This window comes from Streptacidiphilus sp. EB103A, from assembly GCF_041261405.1.
GTDB lineage: Bacteria > Actinomycetota > Actinomycetes > Streptomycetales > Streptomycetaceae > Streptacidiphilus.
Map to the genome: position 1 here is coordinate 13,001 of NZ_JBGCAQ010000014.1, position 24,039 is coordinate 37,039.

Annotated in this window: 17 protein-coding genes; 8 read left to right on the plus strand and 9 right to left on the minus strand. The window is 69.8% G+C overall.

The genetic code is table 11. The features are described from left to right. The first annotated feature begins 452 nt into the window (after positions 1–452). The 3 genes from ABH941_RS22940 (at position 453) to ABH941_RS22950 (ending at position 5,444) form a co-directional block, all read left to right on the plus strand. On the plus strand, positions 453–857 hold the full coding sequence (locus tag ABH941_RS22940) for a hypothetical protein (RefSeq protein WP_370131305.1): 405 nt from the start codon (positions 453–455) through the stop codon (positions 855–857). 472 nt (positions 858–1,329) lie between these two features. Beyond that, positions 1,330–4,167, plus strand: a complete 2,838-nt coding sequence (locus ABH941_RS22945; protein WP_370131546.1) for a DEAD/DEAH box helicase — start codon at positions 1,330–1,332, stop codon at positions 4,165–4,167. Then, the gene (locus ABH941_RS22950) at positions 4,164–5,444 is read left to right on the plus strand and encodes an SWIM zinc finger family protein (RefSeq protein ID WP_370131306.1); all 1,281 of its coding nucleotides are present in this window, start codon (positions 4,164–4,166) and stop codon (positions 5,442–5,444) included. The genes ABH941_RS22945 and ABH941_RS22950 overlap by 4 nt, the downstream gene beginning before the upstream one ends. Before the next feature lie 66 nt (positions 5,445–5,510). Here ABH941_RS22950 and ABH941_RS22955 read toward each other — a convergent pair whose 3' ends face one another. Further along, the gene (locus ABH941_RS22955) at positions 5,511–5,648 is read right to left on the minus strand and encodes a hypothetical protein (RefSeq protein WP_370131307.1); all 138 of its coding nucleotides are present in this window, start codon (positions 5,646–5,648) and stop codon (positions 5,511–5,513) included. Between the two features lie 344 nt (positions 5,649–5,992). Here ABH941_RS22955 and ABH941_RS22960 point away from each other — a divergent pair, with 344 nt between their 5' ends. Next, positions 5,993–6,307 (plus strand): hypothetical protein, encoded by a 315-nt coding sequence (locus ABH941_RS22960; protein ID WP_370131308.1) that lies wholly within the window; start codon positions 5,993–5,995, stop codon positions 6,305–6,307. 563 nt (positions 6,308–6,870) lie between these two features. Next, positions 6,871–7,353: an NUDIX domain-containing protein gene (locus ABH941_RS22965; RefSeq protein ID WP_370131309.1), complete on the plus strand. Its 483-nt coding sequence runs from the start codon at positions 6,871–6,873 to the stop codon at positions 7,351–7,353. A gap of 304 nt (positions 7,354–7,657) precedes the next feature. Here the strand turns inward: ABH941_RS22965 and ABH941_RS22970 are convergent, their stop codons facing one another. From ABH941_RS22970 to ABH941_RS23000, 7 genes are all read right to left on the minus strand, one after another. After that, complete coding sequence (locus tag ABH941_RS22970) at positions 7,658–8,473, minus strand: hypothetical protein (protein ID WP_370131310.1); 816 nt, start codon at positions 8,471–8,473, stop codon at positions 7,658–7,660. A gap of 148 nt (positions 8,474–8,621) precedes the next feature. After that, the gene (locus ABH941_RS22975; protein ID WP_370131311.1) at positions 8,622–8,774 is read right to left on the minus strand and encodes a hypothetical protein; all 153 of its coding nucleotides are present in this window, start codon (positions 8,772–8,774) and stop codon (positions 8,622–8,624) included. A gap of 111 nt (positions 8,775–8,885) precedes the next feature. Beyond that, positions 8,886–9,773 carry a hypothetical protein gene (locus ABH941_RS22980; protein WP_370131312.1) on the minus strand — a complete coding sequence of 296 codons (888 nt, stop codon included), beginning with the start codon at positions 9,771–9,773 and terminating at the stop codon, positions 8,886–8,888. A gap of 162 nt (positions 9,774–9,935) precedes the next feature. Then, positions 9,936–10,607 carry a DUF6262 family protein gene (locus ABH941_RS22985; protein WP_370131313.1) on the minus strand — a complete coding sequence of 224 codons (672 nt, stop codon included), beginning with the start codon at positions 10,605–10,607 and terminating at the stop codon, positions 9,936–9,938. Continuing rightward, a complete protein-coding gene (locus ABH941_RS22990; RefSeq protein ID WP_370131314.1) occupies positions 10,604–13,192 on the minus strand; it encodes a tyrosine-type recombinase/integrase in 2,589 nt (862 codons plus the stop codon). Before ABH941_RS22990 ends, ABH941_RS22985 begins: the two co-directional genes overlap by 4 nt. Further along, entirely contained in the window at positions 13,189–14,478 is a 1,290-nt protein-coding gene (locus ABH941_RS22995; protein WP_370131315.1) for an integrase, read from the minus strand. The genes ABH941_RS22990 and ABH941_RS22995 overlap by 4 nt, the downstream gene beginning before the upstream one ends. Before the next feature lie 16 nt (positions 14,479–14,494). Then, positions 14,495–15,580: a hypothetical protein gene (locus ABH941_RS23000; RefSeq protein ID WP_370131316.1), complete on the minus strand. Its 1,086-nt coding sequence runs from the start codon at positions 15,578–15,580 to the stop codon at positions 14,495–14,497. Between the two features lie 387 nt (positions 15,581–15,967). Between ABH941_RS23000 and ABH941_RS23005 the strand changes: the two genes are divergently transcribed. The 3 genes from ABH941_RS23005 to ABH941_RS23015 are packed head-to-tail and all read left to right on the plus strand — an operon-like array spanning position 15,968 to position 22,706. Next, on the plus strand, positions 15,968–17,332 hold the full coding sequence (locus tag ABH941_RS23005; protein ID WP_370131317.1) for a hypothetical protein: 1,365 nt from the start codon (positions 15,968–15,970) through the stop codon (positions 17,330–17,332). Next, positions 17,308–21,522, plus strand: a complete 4,215-nt coding sequence (locus ABH941_RS23010; protein WP_370131318.1) for a DEAD/DEAH box helicase — start codon at positions 17,308–17,310, stop codon at positions 21,520–21,522. Before ABH941_RS23005 ends, ABH941_RS23010 begins: the two co-directional genes overlap by 25 nt. Further along, complete coding sequence (locus ABH941_RS23015) at positions 21,519–22,706, plus strand: hypothetical protein (protein WP_370131319.1); 1,188 nt, start codon at positions 21,519–21,521, stop codon at positions 22,704–22,706. The genes ABH941_RS23010 and ABH941_RS23015 overlap by 4 nt, the downstream gene beginning before the upstream one ends. On the opposite strand, the gene ABH941_RS23020 is transcribed toward ABH941_RS23015, so the two are convergent. After that, the gene (locus ABH941_RS23020; RefSeq protein ID WP_370131320.1) at positions 22,625–23,620 is read right to left on the minus strand and encodes a hypothetical protein; all 996 of its coding nucleotides are present in this window, start codon (positions 23,618–23,620) and stop codon (positions 22,625–22,627) included. The genes ABH941_RS23015 and ABH941_RS23020 overlap by 82 nt on opposite strands. Positions 23,621–24,039: the final 419 nt, after the last annotated feature.

Sequence of the window (24,039 nt, forward strand, 5' to 3'; positions counted from 1 at the left end):
TGCCGCGGGAATCACGCCTACCTCACCACCTACCTCCCGCTGACCTGCAGTAACTACCCGACAGCTACCCACGCGCTACCAGCCCGGTAGGACACCGACGGCGGACCGCGGAACCAGTCCCACGACCGGGATCCGGGAGCCGTCCACCGCTTCGCGATCCCCACTGCTCACGGCCCCGCGCGGCAGCCTGCGGCTGAGGGGAGGGCGAAACCGTGCAGTCGAACGGGCCGGATCGGATCGGGCGAGTCGGCCCGAGCAGCCGGGGTGCTCCGGTGAGACGTCGTACCCATGGACGACGAAGGCAGTGGAACGTGGCGCGCTGCGTGAGCTCGACCGTAACTCCACGAGACGTGGATGCGCAGGCAGCCACAATGGACCCCCACGTTCATCTGCTAGTTCTACGAGGCCGACGGCTAGGACTCCGAGCACGACCCGCTGTACGGTATCCGGCTGTGACCACCGAGCTCTCCACCGCCCTGATCCCGCTGCTGCAAGCGTCCTGCCCGAAGGGCTGCGGCGGCTACGGCGGCACGTTCTCCGCGTTCATCAGCCCGCAGGCCGCCGAGCAGGCCGGCGGCATCGACTTCCTCCGCACCGCGTTGGTCCAGGCCGCACTCTCACTAGACTGGAAACCCGACACCACCGGCGAAGCGACGATGCACGGCGCAATCGGCGTCCGGGCCACCGACACGCGTAAGATCCCCGCGCCCTACGACACGGCGGTGGAAGCCCACAGGCAGCGCCAGCTGCGCGAAGCCGTGGAAGCCGTCGACGCGGGCCGCCTGGTCCCGGAGCCGAACCAGTACACCCACAACGAGAACTTCATGAACGTCCTAATCGCAACCGGTCTCCTCTAATCCCCGACACGACGAGCGGCGGCCCACCGGCAAGCTGACTCCGTCAGTGGCCCGCCCGCGACGGAACCCCAAGCCCGGTACTTCAGCTCCACCCAGGACGAGCATTGGACCAGTCGGCAGGCCCACCGAAGCTATGGCCTCGGGAAAGGGACTTCTCCCCCGCCCATGGGCGTCCTCAGCCCGGCGGGGGTGACCAGGTCCGCCGGGACCGCGCAGTGGACGAAGGCCCCCGGGCAGTCAGGGAGAGTACCCGGGTCGCCGCCGTTCCCGGCAGAGAGGGCTCGAAGGGGTGGTGTAGACGGGGGTTGTGCCGCGTGCCGATCACGCAACCGCTACGCTGCGTAGCGAAGTTGTGCGTGCTGGTACTCAAGGAGGGCGGCAAGTCGTGGTACCGGTTCCAGCCGTCCAGGCGCCGGCAGGGTTCGGCCCGCCGTCGGCGGACCAGGCGCGCAGGTGGGCCGACTGCGCGGCGGTGTTCCTGCCCGGCGATCCTCCCAGGTCCGGACGGATCGCGTTCTGGTTCCCGGACGGGGTGACGCCCCCGCAGGCCAACGAGACGCTTACCGTGGTGCGCCCGCACGGCACCTCGGCCAGGCGGCGTGAGGTGCGCGCGAACGCGGTCCCGCTGGCGCAGGCCCTGCCGGTCCTCGTCGAGGCGCGGCGGACGCCCGGGGCGGATCCGGCCGCCGCGTTCTGGGGAGCGGCCGCGGTACTCGCGCTGCACCTCGTCGCCCGCGGCAAGGTACTGCCCGGCGTCAGTGCGGGAGAGTTCGACGCCTGGAGGATCGGCCCCTACGACGACGAGGACCGGCAGCGCCTGCGGGCGCTGGCCGACGCGATGCCGCCCGAGGCACGGGCCGTTCCGCTCGAGGCGGCGGGGACGTTGGAGCTGCCGCAGGCCGAGGCTCTGCTGCGGTCCTTCCTGGATGCGGTCGCCGACATGCTGGTGCGCGCTCCGGCGGGACCGGCGGCGGCAGCGGACCGGGCGTGGACAGCACCAGAGCCGCAGGCCTTGACGCCGCGGCACCGGCAGTGGGCGGCCAAGGTCGCCGCCGGGCTGGATACGGGCATCGGCGTTTCGCTGCGGATCGAACTGCCGGACGCCGACGCCTTCGGCCAGCTCCTGGACGGGGCGGACCTGCACGAGGCTGAGGACGAGGACGACTGGCAGGAGGACCGGTTCCGGGCGGTGGTCCAACTGCACCACCTCGGCGAGGGGCAAGTCGCCGACGCGCACGAGGTCTGGTCGCGCTGCGGCACCACCTCCGGCCTGTTCGACGCCCAGGCGCGCTCGGAGGCGTTGCTGGTGATCCGCCGGGCGGCGCGCGCTTGGGAGCCCCTGGCCCGGCTGCTGGCCACGGCGGCCCCGGCCGCGATGGAACTGTCCGACGGCGAGGTGGGAGACCTCCTCGGGCAGGGGGCTGCCGCCCTGGCGGCGGCCGGGGTGGCTGTCCACTGGCCCAAGGCACTGGTCAAGCAGCTCCTGGTGCGCGGCGTGGTCGAGCCGGCCGCGAAGGCCGCCTCCGACATGCCCGCCCTGCTGTCCGCGGACACCCTGCTGGACTTCCGCTGGGAGCTGACCGCTGGCGGCCGCCAGCTCACGGCCGCCGAGGTGACCCGGATCGCCGAGGCGCAGCGGCCCCTGGTGCGGCTGCGCGACAGTTGGGTGCTCGTCGACCCGCAGGTCCTCGCGCGGGCCCAAGACCGCAGGTCCCGGCAGTTCACCGCGGTCGAGGCGCTGGGGGCGGTGCTGGCGGGCCGGGCCGAGGTCGGCGGGGAGCAGGTGGAGGTCTGCGCGGGCGGCTGGCTGGCGGAGTTGAAGGAGCGGCTGGCGGATCCCGAGGCCCATGCCCGGCGGGAGCCGCTGGTCCAGCCGGCTGCGCTGAACGCAGTGCTGCGCGACTACCAGCTGCGTGGGCTTTCGTGGATGCACCAGATGACCGCGCTGGGGCTGGGCGGCTGCCTGGCCGACGACATGGGGCTGGGCAAGACGATCCAGCTGATCGGCCTGCACCTGCTGCGGCAGCAGGATGCGGCGACGACCGGGCCGACGCTGGTGGTGTGCCCGACTTCGCTGCTGGGCAACTGGGCTCGCGAGATCGAGAAGTTCGCGCCCGGCACCAAGGTGCTGCGCTACCACGGCTCCAAGCGCAGTCTCGTCGGCGCTGACGAGGGGTTCGTGCTGACCACCTACACCACCATGCGCCTGCACGCCCCGGACCTGGCCGCCCTCTCCTGGGGACTGGTGGCGTGCGACGAGGCGCAGCATGTGAAGAACGCCGCCTCCGCGACGGCGAAGGCACTTCGCACGCTGCCGGCGCGGGCGAAGATCGCGTTGACGGGCACGCCGGTTGAGAACAATCTCGCCGAGCTGTGGGCGCTGCTGGACTGGACGACGCCGGGGCTCCTGGGCAGCTTGAAGGCGTTCCGGGACCAGTACGCGCGCGGCGCGGAGAGCGGGAAGGACCCTCACGCAGCGGGGCGCCTGGCGGCGCTGATCGCGCCGTTCCTGCTGCGCCGGAAGAAGTCGGACCCGGGCATCGCGCCCGAGCTTCCGCCCAAGCAGGAGACGGACCACGTCGTTGGGCTTTCGAAGGAGCAGGTAGCACTGTACGAGGCGGTGGTCCGCGAGACGCTGGACAAGATCCGTGAGAGCGAGGGCATCGCCCGACGCGGTCTGGTGCTGGGGCTCCTGTCCTCGCTCAAGGCCATCTGCAACCACCCGGGGCAGTTCCTCAAGCAGGACCAGGCCCTGGCCCTGGCGCAGGGCAGCGGCCGGTCGGGAAAGCTGGAGCTGCTGGACGAGCTGCTGGACACCATCCTCGCCGAGGACCGCTCTGCACTGGTCTTCACGCAGTACGTCACGATGGGACGCCTTATCGAATCCCATCTGGCCCAACGGGGCATCAGGGCGCAGTTCCTGCACGGCGGCACGACCGTGGCACAGCGCGAGGAGATGGTGGACCGATTCCAGGACGGGCAGGTCCCGGTGTTCCTGCTGTCCCTTAAGGCAGGTGGAACCGGACTGAACCTGACGCGCGCCGGGCATGTGGTCCACTACGACCGGTGGTGGAATCCGGCCGTGGAGGACCAGGCGTCCGACCGCGCCTACCGCATCGGGCAGACCCAGAAAGTGATGGTGCACCGCCTGATCGCCGAGGGGACTGTCGAGGACCGCATCGCGGAGCTTCTCGCGTCCAAGCGGGCGTTGGCGGACGCGGTCCTTGGCGGGGCCGGGGAAGAGGCGTTTACCGAGCTGTCGGACGCGGAGCTGGCGGCGTTCGTCGAGCTGAGGCGGGTGCGGGGATGAAGCAGACCCGAGGCAGCCAGGACGGGCGCCGACTGGTGTTCGGGACGCTGCCCACCATCCGCGGGCGCCGCTCCTTCGCGCAGTCCTGGTGGGGCCAGGCCTGGATTCGCGCGCTGGAGGGGCCCTCGCCCGCTGCGACCGGTCGGCTGGCCCGCGGACGCACCTACGCCCGCGGCGGCAACGTCGGCCCGATCAGCATCACCCCCGGCCGGGCCGACACCGCGGTCCAGGGCAGCGAACCGGCCCCGTACCGAACCTCCATGGCCGTGCGCCCGCTGTCCCCCGCCCAGTGGGACGGGCTGCTGGATGCCGTCGCGGCCAAGGCCGGACACCTAGCCGCACTGCTGGACCACGACATGCCCGCCGACCTGGTCGAGGACGCCAGCAAGGCCGGGGTACAGCTGCTGCCGTCCCTTGCCGACCTGACCCCGCAGTGCTCCTGCCCGGACTGGGGCAACCCGTGCAAACACGCCGCCGCCCTGTACTACCAGGTGGCCCGGCTGCTGGATACCGACCCCTTCGTCCTGCTGCTCCTGCGCGGGCGCGGCGCGCAGGAGGTGACCGCCGACCTGCACCGGCGCAACACCGCCCTTGTCCCGGCCGCGCCGGCGAGCGCGCCGAGGCCCGGTGGCGTCGCGGCGCGCACCGTCTTCGCTGCTGCCCGCGAGGGGCTGCCTCCCCTGCCCGAACCGCCGCTGCTCACCGCGGTAGGCCCGGTGGCGGACCTTGCCGGGAACGAGGAGCCGTCCCCCGGGCTGGACCCAGCGGCCCTGCAGTTCCTGGCCGAGACCGCCGCCGCCCGCGCGGCCGATCTGTTGGAGCAGAGCCTGCAACCCCACGACCCCGACCGGCCGCCGGTCGACTTCACGCTGCCCGGCCCCGACGAGGACCTCGTGCGCCTGGCGGCGGCCGACCCGCCGGCGCACATCCTCACCCGGCTCGCATGGACGGGGCACCGCACCCCGTCCTCCCTGGCCCGGGCAGCGCGGGCCTGGCGGTACGGAGGGCGCGCGGCGCTGCCCGTGCTGGACGACAGCTGGGAGCCGGAGCCGGCCTACCTTCGTGCCGTCCGCGAGGAGGTCCGCCACGCCTTCGACGGGCAGGTGGGCCTGCGCATCGCAGGGAACTGGCTCACCGTGATCGGCAGCGACGCCCAACTACGCCTGGGCACCGAAGGGCTGTGGTATCCGTACGTCAGGAAGCACGGCGGCTGGTGGCCCGCGGGCCACCCCCACCGGGACGTCACCGCCGTACTCGGCGCCCTGGTCGATCCCTAGACGCGCCCAGCGGCGAGGCCGGGCGCCCGGTCTCCAGGGACAGGTCGGGCTACTCGGGCTCTCGGGTCAAGTCGAGCGTGAGGCGAAGGGCGGTGGAGCTCCGGACCAGGTCGCGGTGTCGTCGACGCTGCCCGGGAACGCCCCGGCATGCTGCCGCTGGCCGACCAGGGCGGTGAGGTCGACGGCGACGGAGGCGCCACGCACGGGCTGTTCCTCGGGGATGGTCACTACGGTGTCCGGTGCGCCATGGTGCGCCGTCGGCCTGCCTGGTGAAGCTGTCCTCGGGGCCACTCGACATGCCACCACCCGCGCTCTCCCGACCCGATCCGGAGTCACCCCGCAGTACACACAGCCGCGTCGTCGTCGAACCTACGGTTGTCACCGCCCGCGGGTATCGACCTCCCCGCGCCGCTTGGTCTAACACATCGCCGAGCACGAGGAGTTCGCGCCGCAGGTGAGCACATCCAACGATCTGACTCGAAGTCCAGCGCGCTCCCGCCGGGCTCTGTGAAGCTGGAAGCGATCACTCCTGACATGAAAGGGACAACATGACCGCCAGCCCCGAGGACAAGCCCCTCAGCGCCTCCGAAAAGGTCAGCCTCTCCGAGTTCGCCGGCACCCTGGTGATTACCGCCAGCGAGCAGAAGGGCGTCCCCTTTCCGCGGGCTGCAGTCTCCGGCACGCCCCAACCACTCAGCGCCCGCGAACGGCGCCAGTACTTCGAGCGGCTGATCCAGCGGGCCGTAGACGCGGGACTTGGCACCAACCCGCACGCACACAGCTTCCTCGCCCATGAGCTCGACTACTTCTCCGGCCGCCCCCGCATCCTCGGCTTCGAGGACGATCCCAGTGCCGACGAATAGCCGCGCGCTCACCCTCAAGTGCGATAGATCTGTGCGAAGTCGGCCTCAGTGAGCAGCCCTCCGATGGTGCCCAGATGGCCCGCTACAGGGCTGGGGACCCCGAGCGAGCCGGGCATCGGCGTACACACCCAAGGCAGCCAGGGAGGGTGCAGCCACCCATCGGTGTCGGAAAAGCTGCCGGGATCCGCGAAGCGGGCCGTCTGAACGCGGAACCGCATCTCCGACAGCGCCGTCGGCCCGGTGGGGGTAGACGGGCGAACCTAGCGCGCAGTTCCTGACTTCGAGCGAATCGCCTGGGACACTATGTCGGCTTTCGCATGACAGCAACGTCTATGTCGTCTTCCCAGGAAAGGTGCTTCCAGCAACAGCCGAGGCGACCCGGCTGGCCGCGAGCAAGCGACCCGCTAGGCCCACGCCGCTGGCGTTCCCCACCTCCAACTGGACTGGGGACTGAATCCGGAAAGGGTCCGATCCTGAGATTGACTACACAGGGAGACGGTACAGTTGCCGCTGCTGATCGTCGCCGTAGCCGCTCAGATCATCATCGGGGAGTACCACCACTCATGGGCGCCACACGCCTGATCGTCTCCGTCATCGTCCACGACAAGGCCGCGGACCGGATCGCTGCGCTGCACTTCGCAAAGACTTCGTGGTCTCTGGAATCCAAATGGACACTCCCCGGCGGGAAAGTCGACGAGGAGCCCATCGACGCAGCAGCGGTTCGAGAATTGCACGAAGAGACTGGGCTGGTCTGCAAGCCCGGCGACCTCAGCCTCGTCCATGTCATCCACGTCGGGGAAGGATCGGACGGGAAGGGCCCGTTCGTCCTGTTTTGCTTTGCAACGAGCACATGGTCAGGTGAGCTGACCAATACTGAGCCCACTAAGCACCTGGCCGTCCGCTGGGTTAGTCCCAGCGCTCTTCCCACCCCCATATTCCCCTCAGCAAAGAAATGCATCGACGCCTACCTCGACGGCGGTCCCGGGTTCGCGCTGCATCTTTGGCCACCAACCGGAACGGGGGGCGACCAAGCCCTCGACCGGTGAGGCGGAGTCACTATGGCTTGGCACGTTGAGAGTGCGATTCCTCCCACGAGCCTTCATCCCCGGTTCGCTCAGGACACCGGCTACAAGGCCAACCGCCTAGTGGAGCCGGGGACCCGGGGCTGACCGGGTCGCTGAAGCACAACAAGAGTGCCCTGGACCAGGTCAAGGTGCGCTGGATCGAGCAGGACGGCTGCCGACGACGTCATGGCCACGCTGGCCAGGCTCGGCCGCCGCGGCATGTTCTCCTGGCACGGCTCGTTCTGCTCACCTCCAAACACAGTGCGTCGGACCTGATGGGAGTGGGTCACAGCCCCAGCAAACTGACCAGCCCCATGAGGCCGTCCAGGCAGGATTCGGCGATGGCGCGACGCTGGCGGCGCGTAAGTGAGCGCAGGTACGGATCGAGCCTCCCGGCATCCAGGTGGGCGTAGTCGCGGGCACCGGCAAGGTAGTCCACCCGCTTCGCGGCCTCCAGGACCGGGCGCGGCACCTCGCCTGCGAGCGTGGAGCGCCAACGCTCGAGGGCCGCCTGCCCCGTCTGACCATGCGCCCGACCTGTGACTTGAGAGCAATTGGCTGCCCAGTTGACCACCAGGGCGATCAGTGCGGGCAGCGACTGTACCGATTCGATCTGCGCGATAGCAGCCTGCTGGCATGGTGAGCAGCGTGCGAGGGTGGCAGCGACGAGCCGGTCCGCCAGGCCCTCGCCCGTTGCCAATCCGTCACGGACAGGGTGGAGGCCACCGGCCGGGCAGCCCACGACAGGGTGGGGAGGCATCGGCTGGGACTCTGGGCGGCCGTGGACCTTCCCGTCCTGGACGACGGTGCTCTCTGAGGCGACCTGGGCCCCGTCGCTTCGAGTGCGCTTGGCAGTGATGGCGTCGAATCGCTCCTTCGACAGCACAGCGGACGGGCTGCACGCCGCGTGCGCCAGGACGACGATCTGGGTGTCCGTACCAGTGGCAAGGACCGAGGCGACGGTGGCGTCCGTATGGGCATGGCCGATCCCGCCACACGCGTAGCACTCGAACTCGGCGGGCAGGCCCTGTCCCGCTCGGAATGCGTCAGCGTTGGGCTTGCCGAGAACGTGCTCCACCTCGGGTGAGATCGTCAACGACACCGTGGCATCTCCTTGTTGAGTAGGTAAGCGATCGATATCCCATCATGCCGCAGCCCTCTGACAGGCCCAACGATCAGCCCATCGGCATGACCGCCGGCCAGTGCGGTTCATGCGGTGGCGCAACCCCTGAGCGGTCATTCTGCGCGGCTCAGGGGTTGCGGAAGCCGCGGTCTGCGTCGCGGGCCTGGTCGGAGTCGAATTCGGAGAACCAGTCGAGGGGGGCAAGGTTGACCATGCCCATCGCCTGGTTGAGTTCACTGCCTGGGTCTTCGAGCCCGTCGAGTCTGTCGTCGAAGAGCATGAGGACGTCGTGGTCCAGTTTTCTGAGTCGCGAAGTGTTCGTGACGCTGTTGACCTGCGAAGGAGCGTCGCGGGCATGTCCGCGACGCTCCTTCGCAGGTCAACGATTCATTCAGGCCGTCTGCGCCGCTCGGGCCCATGCGGTGTAGTCGACGACGATGCTCTTCAGGCGGCTGAGGGCCAGGTCCACTCGGGGGTCGCGCGGCCGGGAGCGTTCGCCAGCGTCGAGCACGTCCTGGATCGCCTTGACGAACTCGGCGGTGGTCCGCACTTCCCCATTCTGGGCGGCCGCCGCGGGGACGCTCCGTGCCTGAACGTGGGCCGCCGTCTCGACCAGCTCGCGGAACGTGGGGTCGACGTCCGGGCTGTAGATCGCCGCGTGGACCAGGGCGGTCAGCGCCCGGCGGAGCGCCGTCTGTCCGTCGCCGAAGAGCATGTTCAGGATCTCGTCGGTGACCCTCACCCGGCGCTGGGTGCCGTCCGCCTCGACCAGCAGTGCGGTGTGGAACGAGACGTCACCGGTCCAGGGGCCGTAGCGGGCCCGGAGGGTCTGGGCGGCGAAACGGTTAGTCTCCGGGTCGGGCGGGTTGAACGGCATGAACGCCGTCTTGTACTGACCCTCGGGCAGCATGTCCTCGGAGCCGAACCACTCGCCGCTGTCCGCCTGGAAGGCATAGACGGCGACCTCGGGCTGCAGGCTGCTCGCGTTGGCACTGGCCTTGGACTGGGCGGCCTTGACCGTGACGATCGGGCCCTGTGAGTCGTACTGCCGCCAGGCGCTCTCCTTGGACAGCCCGAGTGCCTGTCCGATCTGCGCCCAGCTGTGGTTGCCGAGGCACTCGTCGACCGCAGACCGCACCGCCCACGCAAGCTGCGCCTGGGCGTCGGCCAGGATCTGGGCCCGGCGGATCGGGTCCCGCGACGCGGCGGCCATCTGGATCATCTCGGCGACGTTCTGCGCCCGTGCATTCGTAGTCGGGATGTGACTGGACAGCGACATACTCGTCTCCTTAGAAAATCGGGGCAGGAAGCCCCACAAAGGCAACGGTATGCGTTGTGCAGACACAACGCAAGGCATTACATGATTATCGCTGCCCGCCGTCTCGGCGGCATCGGAACGGGCTCGACGGGTTGCTGCCCAGCAAGTCGCGTCACCCTTCCGCTAAGGCGCCTCGTTGACGAGTTGGCCAGCGCGCTGTCGTCGACCGGCTGTTCGCAGAGCCGTCACCTCAGCCACGGCGGCAGCTGACGCGTCCGTGGGTGGGGGTTTCTGCTCCAGGATGCGGATTTCGAGTTCGGCGATGCGCTTGTCGGCGAATCGGAGGTTGGACCGGGCGCCTTCCAAGCGCTCCTGCAGGGTGCCGTGTTCGCGGGTCAGCTGTTGGACGCGGTGCTTGAGGGTGGTGTTCTCGGTGACGAGTGCTTGGACGGACTCGCCGGGGACCATCTGGTCGAAGTCACGCAGTTGCCCAAGGAGCTCCCCGATCCGCTCCCGCTGGGTGAAGACCTCGTTCTGGGTTCGGGTCAGTTGTGCCTCGGCGTTCAGCGCCCTCTCCCGCCAGGTGGCCTCGACCTGGTCATGTTGCTGCTGCTGGTGAATGTCGTGGCGGCTGCGGGAGTCGGCGACGGCGTTCTTCACCAGGGCGCGGGCTTCCGCGTTCTCGTAGAGGAACGTGGCGGACACGCCGGCCCGGGTGGCCAGGCCCCTGACGGTCAGTCGGCCCCGCTCTCGCCGGAGCTGGCCGATGGCGGTGGTGACCTGGCTCAGCTTCTGCTCAGTCTGGCGTCGGCGGGCCTCGATGGCCGCCGCCGTCGGGCCCGTCTCGGCTGTCATGCCACCGCCTCGATGTCTTCGCGATCATGTTGGGCGAGTTCCTGGGCGCGGAAGGCGGAGCTCCAGACCCGTCCGAAGTAGTCCTGCGGCCTGCGCAGGTCGAGCCCGAGTGCGTCGTCGAGCAGTCCGAGTGCTTCCAGGGCGCGCTCCAGGCCGTTGATGGCCCGGGCGGTGGGCTCGAACACCTCGTGCAGGTAGTCGGCGGTCGCGCTGTCGGGGGCGCGTTCGGCCAGCATCCGCCACTGCTCGCGTTTGCGAATCCAGTAGAGGAGGTCGGCCCCTGACATGACGAACTGATCGCATGTGTGGCAGTTCAGGTTCCAGGGGCAGGCGTCGCCGTTGACGACCGGCTGGAAGGTGCAGAAGCCGCCCTCGGCTGGTGTCGAGGTTCTGGAGAGGTCGATCAGGAGGGCCTCAGCGCGTTCCCGGCTCATCGGCTCGGCCCCGGACAGCAGGATGCCGGGTTCGGGTGCCCCGGGCCCGCTCACCCAGACCGCTTCAAGGGCAGCGTTGAGCCGGGGGTCGGTGTTGGCGATGTGCACGTAGTGCTCGGCCATCGCGTCCGAGATCTGCCCGAGGTAGCGCTTGACGTGCGACAGATTCGCGCCGGCCCGCAGAAGGTTCGTGGCCAGCGTGTGGCGGGCCTGGTGGGGAACGGCCCCTCCGACGTCCAGGCCCTTGACCCAGGTGGTGAACAACGTTGAGAACCATCCGTAGGAGACGCCCTTCAGGCCCTTCCGGTTGGAGGTCGCGCGCGGAAACAGCGCCAGTTCCCGCCGCTCGGCGTCCGTCGGCGGACGGCCGGTGCGCTGGATGAACCGGTCGCAGGTCTTGACCTGGCGGGCCTGCAGTCGCTCGAAGAGGTGTTCGGAGATGCGGATGCCCTCGTCGAGGTTCCCGACCTTGGTCTGGTCGTGCCAGAACATCGGGATCGTGCCGTGGCGGTCGATGCACTCCAGGCGGACCTTCAGCACCTCGCTGCAGCGACGTCCGGTGATCACCAGGGCCTCCCAGGCGTCGCGCAGGCCGCGGTCCTCGCTGTCCATGGCTTCGAGGGCGACGAGGTTGTCCGGTGCGGCCAGGGCCTTGGCGACGTCGTCGGAGAACGGCTTGCGGCGGCCGACCTTCTTCTGGACGCGGGGCACTGCGACGATGAAGGCGCGGTCCAGGCCGATGCTCGCCGAAGCGCCCGTCTCCATGGCGCTCCGAAGCAGGCGCCGGGCGCCGTTCAGGTTGTCGCAGGCGATGCCGTCGGTCATCACGCCGGTGCCCTCGCGCCCCTGCTTGCGAAGCCCCAGCGACGGCAGGCCGTTCTGGGCCCGGTGCCGCTGGTCCGCGACGAAGTCGACCATGTGCGTGCCGGTCAAGACGGTGGGGTCCTGTCCGCCTCCCGGAGCGCGGGCCAGTAGGAACGCGGACAGTTCGATGCAGCCGCGCCGCCGGAAGTCGACCGGGTTGCGGGACCGGGACGGGCTGGTGGTGAACTCCGCTGCCAGGTCGTCCCAGAGCAGGTCCCGCAGCCACCGCTGCGAGATCCCGGTGAGGTCGATGTGGCTGTCGGTATTCGGAAAGCGGAACCCGAAGTGCTCGGTCTCGATGAAGCCGGCCTCCTTGGTGTCCTCCCGGCTGAAGTAGACCAGCCGCAGATGCTTGAGCATCGCCCTCGTCACCTGTCGAACGTGCTGGGGGCAGGACTCCAGATCGAGGTCGACCAGGGAATTCACGTCCTGGTCTCGACTGCGGTCAACGACCAGCTGGATCCAGGACAGCGGCCAGGCCGCAGCCTCCTCACTGCCCTGGGCGTGGTCGAAGAGCGTCCACTGGATCTCAGCCTTGGCCAGCGGTCGCAGGCCCAGGAGGGACACAGTGCCGTTCGCGCGCCGCGCCGGGGCCGTTCGCGCGCACCAGCTCCGGAACTCGCCCTCGTCGTCATAGAGAGTCTCGACGTGCCCGTCCTTGGCCAGCGACCTGGACCAGTTCGTCGGCATCCGGGCGCCCCCGGGCCGGCTCTCGCGCTGGTACTGGGCGTGGTGGCGGTAGCACAGACCCATCGGGAAGCCCGCCAGCGTCGGGCAGGACGTGACCTGGCAGTCTCCGAACCCGGGGTAGCTCCTGGCCTGGCCCAGCCAGGTGTCGAAGTCGAGGTCCTGTCCCGTCCGCCGTTTGTAGTCCGTGCGTCGCTGGGACCACTGCTTCTCGTGCAGGTAGCACAGCTGCTGGCCGCTGAAGCACGGGATGCCGGGGCAGACCAGGCAGTCGGGGGGCGCGTGCCATGAGTGCGCCTTCAACGGCTGGACGACTCTCAGGAAGTCGGTGATGGTGCCGCCCGACGCCTTCACCCGCATCCACTCCTTCGTGTGCGTCTGGCAGTGCTCCCTGGTGCCCTCCGCCGCCCGTTGGCAGCCCGCGACCTTGCAGAGCCAGCCGTAGGCGTGGTGGTCGCCCGGGACGCGGATCAGGTCCTCGCGGAAGAGCGGATCGAAGGACGGCCCCGCGATCAGTGCCCGCAGCAGTTCAAGGCGGTCGGTGATCGTGCGCGATGTCCTGCCGACCGAGGTCACCGGCAGCAGGCTCAGAGCCCTCATTCCTCACCCCAGACGCTCTTCAACGCGGCGCCGAACTCCGGTGAGTGCAGGTCCGGGTGGCCGTAGACCTCATCGACCATCTTGGCCGAGGCCCAGTTCCCGGCGGCCTTGGCGACCAGCGGGTCCCCGTCGGAGGCGTCCATCACGTCGTTGGTGAACTGGTGCCGGAACGCCTTGGGCGTGATTCGGCCCGGCAGGTCCGCGCGGCCGCCGGCCCGCTTGAGCACGCCGCGCGCGGCATCCGCGGTCCAAGGCTCGCCGCGGTTCGGCCCCGCCAACTGGATCAGAAGCATCCCGTGCCCAGCGGCGGCGTTCGGCGCGTACTCGGTGGTCATGTACTTGAAGTAGCTGCTGATCATCGCCGGGCTCGCCCGGTAGATCTCTCCGCCGGTGATCACGCCGTCCACCAGGCGCCAGTCCGGCTTGATCTTCGCTGCCGCCCTGTTCGGGTTGCCCCAGCGGTGGCAGACGTGCAGGTGCGGGCTGGGGCACTCACCGCAGTCGGCGTTGTCCCGCAGGTGCAGGTCGACCAGGTGCAGACCGGTCAGGCCGCCGATACGCAGGCTCGTGTCGGACAGCCACGTCACCACCATCTCGTCACGGGCCGTGTTCACCACACCAACCAGCCCCGGCCGGGCCCCCTCGGGCAGCATCTTCGGGTGGCGTCGCCGTGGGCGCCCCTGGGTCTGCCCGTTCTTCGTCAGCGGATTGGCCGGCATCTTGGAAAGCGTGTGCCCGAGCAGGGCGCGATCGCGGTCCGCCTGCGTGGGAAGACGGTGGAGGCTCAGACCGAGGCGCAGTTCAGCATTCACCCCGGAGGCCGTGCAGGAGTGGACGTAGAAGCCCTTCAGGCAGGCCGCAGCCCCCTGGAGCGCCGACGTGCCGTAGGGGCGCTTAGGCGGCAGACGCCACGGCTGCCCGAACGGCATCGGCACGACCGCCCCGACCGCCCCCATGTAGCGCTGCAGGTCCAGCAGCCTCACCGACGCAGTGGTCAATCCCTCGCGAAGGCGCCAGCGGAGATGGTCGACAAGGTAGTAGGCGTAGGTCCGCTGCGTGCCCTGGCCTTCGAACAACCGCAGGAAGCTGTCGGCCTCGTCGACCACGGCTGCGTCCTGATCCAGGATCGTAAAGGTCGCACCGCCGCCAGCGCGCTTCAGTGCCTGGACCCTCAGGTCCTGCAGAACCATCGAACTACGCATCATCGCTCCTGCCCGTACCCCGACCAGTACGTTCCGGATGGTTCCGCCGTAGTTGGTAAATGATGACGTATCAGACCAAAACATCACCCCAATGGAACACCTATGCAGCTACAGCACAGTCGGTAAAGTCCTCGAACAGGACATCCGAGCATCCCTCCCAGTCGTAGTCGCGAGGATCTTCCAACAAGCCAGTCACTGCCTCGGCGACCAGCCGGGGCCTGCCACGGGTGAGGTTCTGGGCCCTGGCGATCGCCAGGTGCAGCGCCATTTCCTCTCCGGTGCTGCGTGGCTCGACAGCGGGCCCGAGCGCGAGATCCGCCGCGAGGTCGTCGAACGTGCGCGCCATCCGCCGCCGCCACTGGTGATCTTGGCCCATGGTCACGGCCGGCAGCGATCCGAAGACACCGCCAGTGCCGCGTGCGATTCGCTCTCCGCCAAGAGCCGCCACTTCCTGCCATGCTTCCGCCGACAACTGCTCCAGGGCCAGGCGCATCACTGCGGCCGTTCGGGCTGTGAGGACTTCGTACTCCTCATCGTCCTCATCGTCCTCGTCTTGCCACCCGTCTTCGCCCCACACCCCGGCGCCGGGCGCGTGAGCGCGGAAGCGCAGTTGCTCGCCTACGCGGTGCGCGGCCTTCTCGATCGCGGCCAGGCTGGTGTCGATGATCTGAAGGTGCTCGGAGAAGGCTTCGGCATCCAGCAGAACGGCGGCCTGGGCGAGCAGCCGCTCCAGGGCAGGGCCATCGGCGGCGGGATCGCGGGGCAGGACGACGGCGTAGAAGTTGTCGGTCAGCCGGTCGATGATGCAGGAGACCACCCCGGCGAGGATCAGCGGGTCTTGCCAGGGCGCTGCCAGATCCAGCAGCTCGACAACGAGGACGCTGCCGGAGCCCTCGGTGAACTCGTCGAACTCACTATTGAATGAGCCGTCTGGGTCGAGCAGTTGCTCGGCGACCAGGGCCAGGAACTCTTGCTCGTCGGTCAACCGGTCGCGCAGGTTGTTGGACTTCCAGTACAGGCCGCGGGTCGCGCGCAGGGCCCCCACGGGCTGCCCCTGGTCCGCCAGGTTGACCTGCCAGGTCTGGACACCGCGATCGGAGATGTCCAGGAACTGGTGGGTGTGGGTGAAGGCCACCGTCAGCCGGGTCGGGTCCACCCTCTCTGTGGCGGTCTGATTGTCGGTCATGGACGTTCCCCTCGGCCTTTGTGTCGCAGTGTGATGCGGCGCGGCCAGCATAGGCGTAGGTGCACCCTCTGGGTTTAGTGACTGCCCAGGGTCCACCCGTCGGTGTGTCGATCCAGCCAGGTCATCCTTGCCAACGGCAAGGGGCTCCCCCCTTTCGAGGGGTATTTCGCTGTTTCTTCGCCGACCGTCACGGTGGAGTGCTACGTTCTGAAATCAGATCCGATCCGGGTGGCTGGCCGTACCAGCCGCACCAGTCGTGGCCATTCCCTGAGTCGATGCCCTGCGGTGTCGGTTTTCCATGCGCCGTCGTCGAATCCGTGCCGCCCGGTCGGACAGCGCTTTGCCGCGTCGTCTGCTCCGGGTGCCCTGTCCCCTCTGGAGCCGGACATGTCTGACCCTGCGGACGATCGCCGAGTTCTGGCCGTCCTGCGCGACTTCCACTGCGAGCACACCGCTAGCAAGAGCCGGGTGCTGGCGCTGGTGGCCCACCCGGACGGACCGCCCTCGCTGAAGGCGGTATTGACCTGCCGTGACGCGGAGCAGGCCCAGCGATCGGCCGAGATCCTGCGGGCGGTGCTCGCGTGCGGCTCCCCGATCGCTCCCGACCTGACAGCCCAGGCGGACGCGCTGGCGCTGGAGATGCCCGCTGCGGTCGGCGCGTCCCTGCGGCAGGCCCTTGACAGCGCGCGCACCGGCGGCTGGCTCGTCGAGGAGGACCAGCTGTCGTGGGAGCAGAGCGAGGAAGCTGAGGCGGCGTTGAACGTCTGGCGCACCCGCCCGGAGGAGTACAACCTGTCCCGGCTGACCAACCCGGTGGTTCGGGTGGTGGGCTTCGCCGAGTATCTGGTCACCGATCCGGTTGCGTTGTTCAACTCGGCTACGAGCATGGGCTGGCGGCCTTCGGGGAGCCTCCAGGGCGGAATCGGTGACCCGGTGCACTTCATGGAGGCGACCGCTTTGCTGGCCGCCCCGAGCGTCGATCTCCCCGGCGCCCAGGTCATCGGGGCCGGCAGCAGCCTGCACGTCCTGGACGCGCAGCGGGGCGACGAGTTGGCTGACTGGAGTCCGGACGGCTTCCAGGTGGGCTTCGGCCCCGGCTGGCGGCTGGAGCGAGACCCCTCGGGTCCCGGGATGACCACCGAGGAGTGGGAGCGGCTGGTTCCGTTGCCGGACTATGCAGGTCTGTTCCAGCTGCAGCGCGCCGCCGACGCGGCTTGGCAGTTCACGCCCCGTACCGCTTACGTCCTGGACGGGCTGTTGTCGACGATTGCCGACGAGGGCGCCCAGGCGGCGAGGGACTTCGGCGAGGAGGTTGTTCGAGAAGAGCACCGTGACCACATGACCGTCTTCACCGATCTGCCCGAGGCCACCTGGGACCAGGGGTATGCGTGGCGGCGGGACTTCGCCCGCGCGGCTGACGATCTGAGTGAGGACATCGCCGCCGGCCGGATTCCCGCACCGCGGTGTGTAGCCGAGCGCGTCGCACTGGACCTGGCCCTTGACGGTGCCCGTGCCCACGCCAAGGGGACCGCTGGCATCACTCCCAGCTACGACCGGCTCCCCCGACACCGCGACGACTCCTGGGATCTGGTCGAGGATGCCCTGCTGCACCCCGACGACGAGGACGTGGAGGGCCTTCCGCCCCTGTGGGACACCGCAGCCGACCAATGGTTCGTCCCTCTGCCGGGCAGCGAACCCCGCAACCCTGACCGCGGCTACCCCGAGCAATGGTCCTCGAGCGAGCAGCAGTGACGGCCGGCCCCAAGGCCGCTCCGGCGCTCGGCCCGGGTGAGGCTGCGGGGTTGCCTCCCGCCGCGGCCGGCGTTGGCGGGCCGCCGCGGTGGGAGCACGCTGAGCTGCTGGCCCGCCTGTGCGCGGCTCCGTCGGCACCGCCGGAGGCGGTCCGCTCGGCTGTGCGGGCCATCTCGGGCGGCGAGCTGGACGCCGATTCTCTGGGGGAGGTCCTGTTCGCGGTGGACCGCACCGGGTGGGAGCCCGCCCGGCGGGCGGCACTCGCCGCGCTGGCCGGGCACGGTGAAGCCGTGCGGATCCTGCACTGGGCGGCCGACCGCCAAGGCGTCACAGACCTCGACACCACGCTCGTGTTCGATTCCTGGGGGCCGACCGGCCTGTTCCGTGCGAGCGTCGCATTGCGGCGAGCCGGGCGGCGCGAGGTCGTGCGCAGCGCGGTCCACCGTTCGCGCAGCGAGGCCCTTCGCGATGCCGCCGTCAACGCGCTGGGGCGCCTGGCCGGGGTCGAGGACGACGGTGCCGGGGAGGTCCCGCCTCCTCTGCACGGGCTGGACTTCGTCGCGAACCCGGCCAAGTCGCTGGATGACTTGCGCCGGGCCGGCGTCCTGGATTCCTTGGAGGTGGTAGCTCTTCCCGCCGGGTCGGGGGCGGCATCGGGGTTCCGCGTCCGGGCATCGTGCTCGGTCAACTCCAGCGTCTTCCGCGCGGAGCGCGTGGCGGTGCTTGAGGCAGAGGCCCGGTGGGGAGCGGTGTACCGGCTTGCCGAGATCCTCCTGGGCCAACCGCATGTGCCGGTCCCCGTTGACCGGCGCCTTCGCCAGCACGCCCGCAGCACCCTAGCTGCGCTGCAGAGCGAGGGGGTGCTGTGGGGACTTCGGGACGCGGCGGAACAGCGGGCCACGGGCCTGGAATTCATTCCGTACCGGCAGGTTCTCTGCGAGGCGTCCGCACAGGCACGCGGTCGCCAGCTCACGACGCGCGCGTGGGACCATGCGGAGAGCCTCGCCCGTGCGGCGGCCTCGTTACGGCTGCTCGGTAGCCTTCTTGGCGAGCAGCCTGCTGCGCTACTCGAGACGGTCGTGCGCCGCTCCCCCGAAGCGCTGCGGGCGCTCGAACAAGAAGGCTTCATTCGCGCGCTGAGCGTAAAGTCCGAGCCGGATCCGGTGGGCGGCGCGGTGGCGGCCTGCGTGGTCTCGTTGGAGACGGCGCAGGGCGATCCGATCATCTGGCACCAGCGGGGCCGGTCCTCCCATCTGAGGGCCGAGGCGGCGCAGGGGGCGCTGCGATGCCTTCGCGCTTGGATCTTCACCGGCTCGCTGCCTGCGGCAGCCGCCGTTGAGCTGGCCGATTCCCGCTCTGTCCCGCCGCGCGGGGCGGGGGCCGCGGATGCCGTCCGCCGGGAACTAGACGCCGGTGCCCGACTGGTGTTCCAGGCGCACCAGCGCGCCGTGTTCCGCCTTGAGCACGGTCGGGCCACCACGGTGCCCGGCAGTGCGGTTCCCCGGCCCGGGGACGGCATCGCGGCCGGTGACTTGAGCGGGCAGGCGGGTGCCGAGCCGTGGCTGGTCACGCTGCCGGTCGCGGCTGCGGCGCTGGCCGGCGAGCCGGGCCCCTGGTCGCAGCACGCGATGGTGTTTCGACAGGTGGTGCTGTTGGCGCTGGAGGCGGTGGCAGCCGGGCAGGTCTACCCGAGCGCCGACAGTTCGAGTCGCGACTCATGGCGTCTGGGCCCCTTGACGGACCACCAGCTGGGTGCGGTTGCCGACATCGCCGCCGTCCTGCCGGCCGATGCCGTTCATCCGCTCCCGATTCATGCGCACGGCGACCGGGGCGCGGATGCCCGCGAGGTGGTCGTGCGGGTCCTGGACGCGGTCGCTGACACCCTGGTCCGCTCTCCGGGCGCCGCCGCCGTGTTCGGAGTACGCCCGTTCACCGCCGCCCAGCCTCGTCCGCTGACCGACGACGCCCTGATCTGGCTGGACACCGTCAGTGAGATCGCCGACGCCGTTCCACCGCCGGGCGTGGTCGTCATGATCGAGCCGCCTCCAAGAGCGCCCGGAGGCGGCGCGCACCTGCTCCACGCCTCGGTCCGGATCGTCCCCGCCGACCGGCCCGGCACCCGGTTGCGCCTGGGCGAGATCCTGGCCGGCCCACTCGCGGACACCCCGAGCGGGCTGCGGGCGCGCCGCGCCCTGCGCAAGGCCGCCTCGGCCTGGCCGGCCCTGCAGTCCTGCCTCGATACCGGAGGCGACTCCTTCCAACTCACCACGCAGGAGGCCGCTCTCCTGCTCGGACGGCAGGGCCTGGCCGTGGGCCGGGCCGGGATCGAGATCGAGTGGACGCACCGGTGGGTGCACCGCCTGCGCACCCGACTGGTCACCGGGCAGGGCTGGGTGCGGGCGAGTGAACTGGGGCTTCGCGGCACCGTCGACTACCGCTGGCAGGTCAGCGCCGACGGTCAGGACCTCACCGCGCAGGAGATGGACCAGGTCGCCCTGCAGCCGGGCGACCTCACGCTGATCCGAGACCGCTGGCACTTCATCGACGACACCGCCGCCGAGCGCGCCGGCGAGCGCACCCACCAGCGCGCGGTCCCGGCCGCCACCGCGGTCGTCTCCGCCCTGCTGGGCACCGTGGACGTCGACGGCCAGCCGGTGGAGCTGCAGGCGCAGGGCGGCATCGCCGAGCTCGTACGTCTCCTGCAGGTCGGAGCCTTCGAGCCGGTCCCCGTGCCGGCCGCCCTGACCGCGCGCCTGCGCAGCTACCAGGAGCGCGGCTTCTCCTGGCTGGCCAACCTGAGCGACCACTTCGGGTGCATCCTCGCCGACGACATGGGGCTGGGTAAGAGCATCACCGCCATCGCGCTGCACCTGCACCACACGCAGCACAGCAGCAACAGGCTGCCGACCCTGGTGGTCGCCCCGGCCTCGATGCTCACCACCTGGGTCCGTGAAGTCGAGAAGTTCGCCCCACAGGTCCCCGTGCACACCTACCACGGCCCCAGCCGATCGCTTGCCGGCGTCCCCGCCGATGGCCTGGTCGTCACCACCTACGGCACCCTGCTGCGCGACCAGGACGAACTGGCGGGCAAGGCCTGGGGCCTGGTCGTCGCGGACGAGCTCCAACAGGTGAAGAACTCCGCGTCCCTCACGGCCAAGGCCCTCGCACGCCTCAACACCCTGCGTCGGGTCGGGCTGACCGGCACGCCTCTGGAGAACCGCCTCAAGGACCTGTGGAGCCTGCTGGACTGGGCCAATCCCGGCATGTTCGGCACGCACGCCGCCTTCCGGACCCTGTTCAGGACGTTGGAGAGCGACCCCGACAGCGACAGCGCGAACCGGCTCATGAAGCTGGTCGGTCAGGTCATGCTCCGCCGCAGGAAGACCGATCCCGAGATCGGCGCCGAACTTCCCGCGGTCATCACCACCGATCGCCCCCTGCAGTTGACAGCCCGCCAGCGCCACCTCTACACGCGTACCGCCGAGAGCGCGCTGTCCGCCATCGCGGGCAGCACCGCCGCAGCGCGCCCCGGCCAGGTGCTGCGGCTGCTTCTGCAACTGCGTCAGATCTGCAACACCCCCGACCACCTCCGCTTCGGCAACGCCCGCGCCGCCGGCCTGCAGACCGCCCTGGCCCACTACGACGCCGCCCTCGCCGCCGAGCAGTCGGCGAAACTGGCGGCACTCGACGACCTGGTCCCCGACATCGTCGCGGCCGGGGAGTCCGCGCTGGCGTTCACCTCGTTCGCCACCATGGCGCTCCTGCTGCAGGCCCACGCCCTCAGCTGGGGAGTGCAGGCGCAGCTGTATATCGGCGGCCAGAGCACCCGGCAGCGCCAGGCCACCATCGACGGCTTCCGCGCCGGGCAGAGCCCACTGCTCATCGCCACCTACGGCGCCGGCGGGACGGGCCTGACCCTGACCAACGCCACCCACGTCATCCTCGCGGACCCCCCGTTGAACCCCGCCCGGGTCGATCAGGCCGTCGGCCGGGCCCACCGCCTGGGGCAGCAGCGAAACGTTCAGGTGCACCACCTCACCACAGTGGGAACGGTCGAGGAGAAGATCATGAGGATGCTGCAGGGCAAGCGCGCACTGGCCGACCTGGTCCTTCCCGACAAGGAGATCAGCCTGGCGGATCTCACCGACCAGGAACTGGCCGCGTTCGTCACCCTCGGGGGCACCTCTTGATCGCCTCGTGGAGGAATCAGTGGGCAGACCGGTTCCAGGAGATCATCTACGGAGGGGCGCCGGGCCACCGGACGGCCGCCGGGCCCGTCCGCAACGTCCAGGTCGGCCCCGGATTCGCCCGCGCCGCCTTCCTCTGGTCCCAGACGGCCCACGAGATCGAGATCACCATGGCCTGCCTGCAGGCCGCAGACGAGGAGCGCTTCGCCCGGGCGCTGGCCGCATCACCGGCCTCCACACCCTGGCTCGCCGGCACCGTGACGGCCCAGGTCCTGGCCCCGGACGCTGTCGGCGGCGTCCGACTGCTTCCCCGACCCGAGGAGGTGACCGCCTCTTGCAGCTGCAGCCCGGACTGCGCGTACCGGTTCGCCCTCCTGCTCCGGATCGCCCAGGACTCGGTGCTGAACCCGGCTCTCATGTTCGAGCTGCGCGGACTGTCCCTGCCCCGCATCAAGCGCAGGGTGGCCGAACTCGTCTGCGCCGAGGAGATTCCGGCCCTGCCAGCGCCCGTCCACCCGCTCGCACCACTACCTGCCGACAGCACCGCCGGACCGTCGGGCACCGCGCCCGCGCCATCCCTTCCGATTCCTCGCGCCCGACAGGCCCGTGCGGTTGCCGTCTCCGTTGCGGTGCCCCAACTGCTGCACGACCAGCCGCTGCCTGCCGTCCCCGGCCAACTGCCGCCCCTGGCGACCCTTCGGGCCCTGGCCCACGCCGGAGCGCGAAGGGCCCGCAGTTGCCTGGAGGGAATCCCGCCTGAGGAGGACCCCCTGGTGAACGCGGTACACCTGGCCGCCACGGCCCACAGCGACCTCGTCCTCGTTGCCCACCACCTGGGTACGGACCCGGACTACCTGCGGTTTCTGGCCACCACCCACCGCAGGGGCGGCTGCGCGGCCGTCGCCGCTACTCACTGCCGGGGACCCGCTGAATCGGCACTCGTCGCACGAGCCGGGTTCCTCATCGACGCCGGAGCCCCCGCTGGAGCCCATCGCCTCCAGCGGGACGCCGACCGCCTCACCGACGTGGCAGGGGGCATCCAGGTTCGCCTCGCACGCGACCACAGGTGGTACGCGTTCCGCCGGGACCGGCTCAGGCGCTGGAGCTACGTGGCAGGGGGCTCGACCGACCCGCTGGAGATGTATCTGGCAGCATCCACGTGCGACCCCCGATGGGCCGCCTGGTGAGCCGGTTCGTGCGCTCGGGAGTCAGGGCCGGATTCTTCAGCTTCAGTGGAATGGGGATCACGCCGTCCCAGGCGGACGTAGGTCCGGTCGTCGAAGCTGCTCGCACCGAGCGTCACCGCCTTCGTCGCGGCGTGTGCGCCGATCCGCAGCGGGTCATCCGCTAGGGAGGTCGCCAGCTCCTGCTCCGCCGCTTGCAGGTTAGGAGCGGGCGAGAGGTATCCGTCGGAGGCCAGGACGATCTCGGTGACGTGCTCATCGAGGATGATCACCTCCAGGTATCGATCCGGGACGCGGCGGCCGTCCAAGACGCCGAATCCAAGGGGCGTGCCCTCGCTGTTGGCCAGGACGTTCTGGTCCCGCAGGATCGGCATCACCATCGCGCGGCCGGGATCGGTCCCGGCCAGCAGCTCGGGACTGTGGCCCAGCGCGAGAAGGCAGTGCAGGAGCGCCGCCCTGGCGGCGGCTACCACCGCGTCGATCTTCTTCTCGGCCGGATGAAGTTCCCACTGGTCGTGGCGCCGGATAGCCACATGTATGTCACCGACACGCCAGATCAAGCCGCCGGGCAGGTCGACGGTCGCCGCTACCGCGCTGGGGGCCATCAGGTCGTCCTCGGGGATCTCCCATTCGTGGCGCAACTCAGCGAGTGCGGTGGTGACGGACTTCAAGGCGGCGGCGGGGTCGGTCAGCGAGGGCAGTTCGCGGAGGACGTCGGCGACCCGATCAGCTGCGAGCGCTCCGCCGGCCCGGTCCCCGTAGCGACGCCCGGACTTGTCTGTCGCACCGTCAACAATCGCGCAGCCACGTACCGCAGTCGCGTCATCGTGGAACAGAAGAACAAGCCGGTCCTCACCGTCACCAGGACGCTGCTTGGGAACCTCGGACTGCTCGATCAGTTCCCATCGACCCTTCATGCGCTGCTCTCCATCCGAGTGCGGTGCTAGGTGTTCCCGTCGCGAGCTGCGAGTCCCGAAATGAAGGTGTGACGACCGCGGAGGCGCCCTCAGCACTCCCAGGCCAGCTGCACCGAGGAGGACGTCGCCGCGGCGCGGATGCCGATGGCTCGTCTCCTCTCCGAGACCAAATGCCAGTCTGTCGGACCGGACAGCAGGTTCGGCGGCCTTCTTGCCGAACTGATGCAGTTCCCGGGGGGTGAAGGTGACCGGGTATCGGAGCAGTCCGAGTTCCCTCCGGTTCCGCAGCGGCAGACGGGACAGCCAGCCAGCCGCCGCACTCAACGTCGGGCAGCGCTGAGGAGCAGCGCGGCAGTATTCCGTCTACTTGCATGAATAGCACATTTTAATATAGAGTATGAGCAGTGAGCAAAACCAGT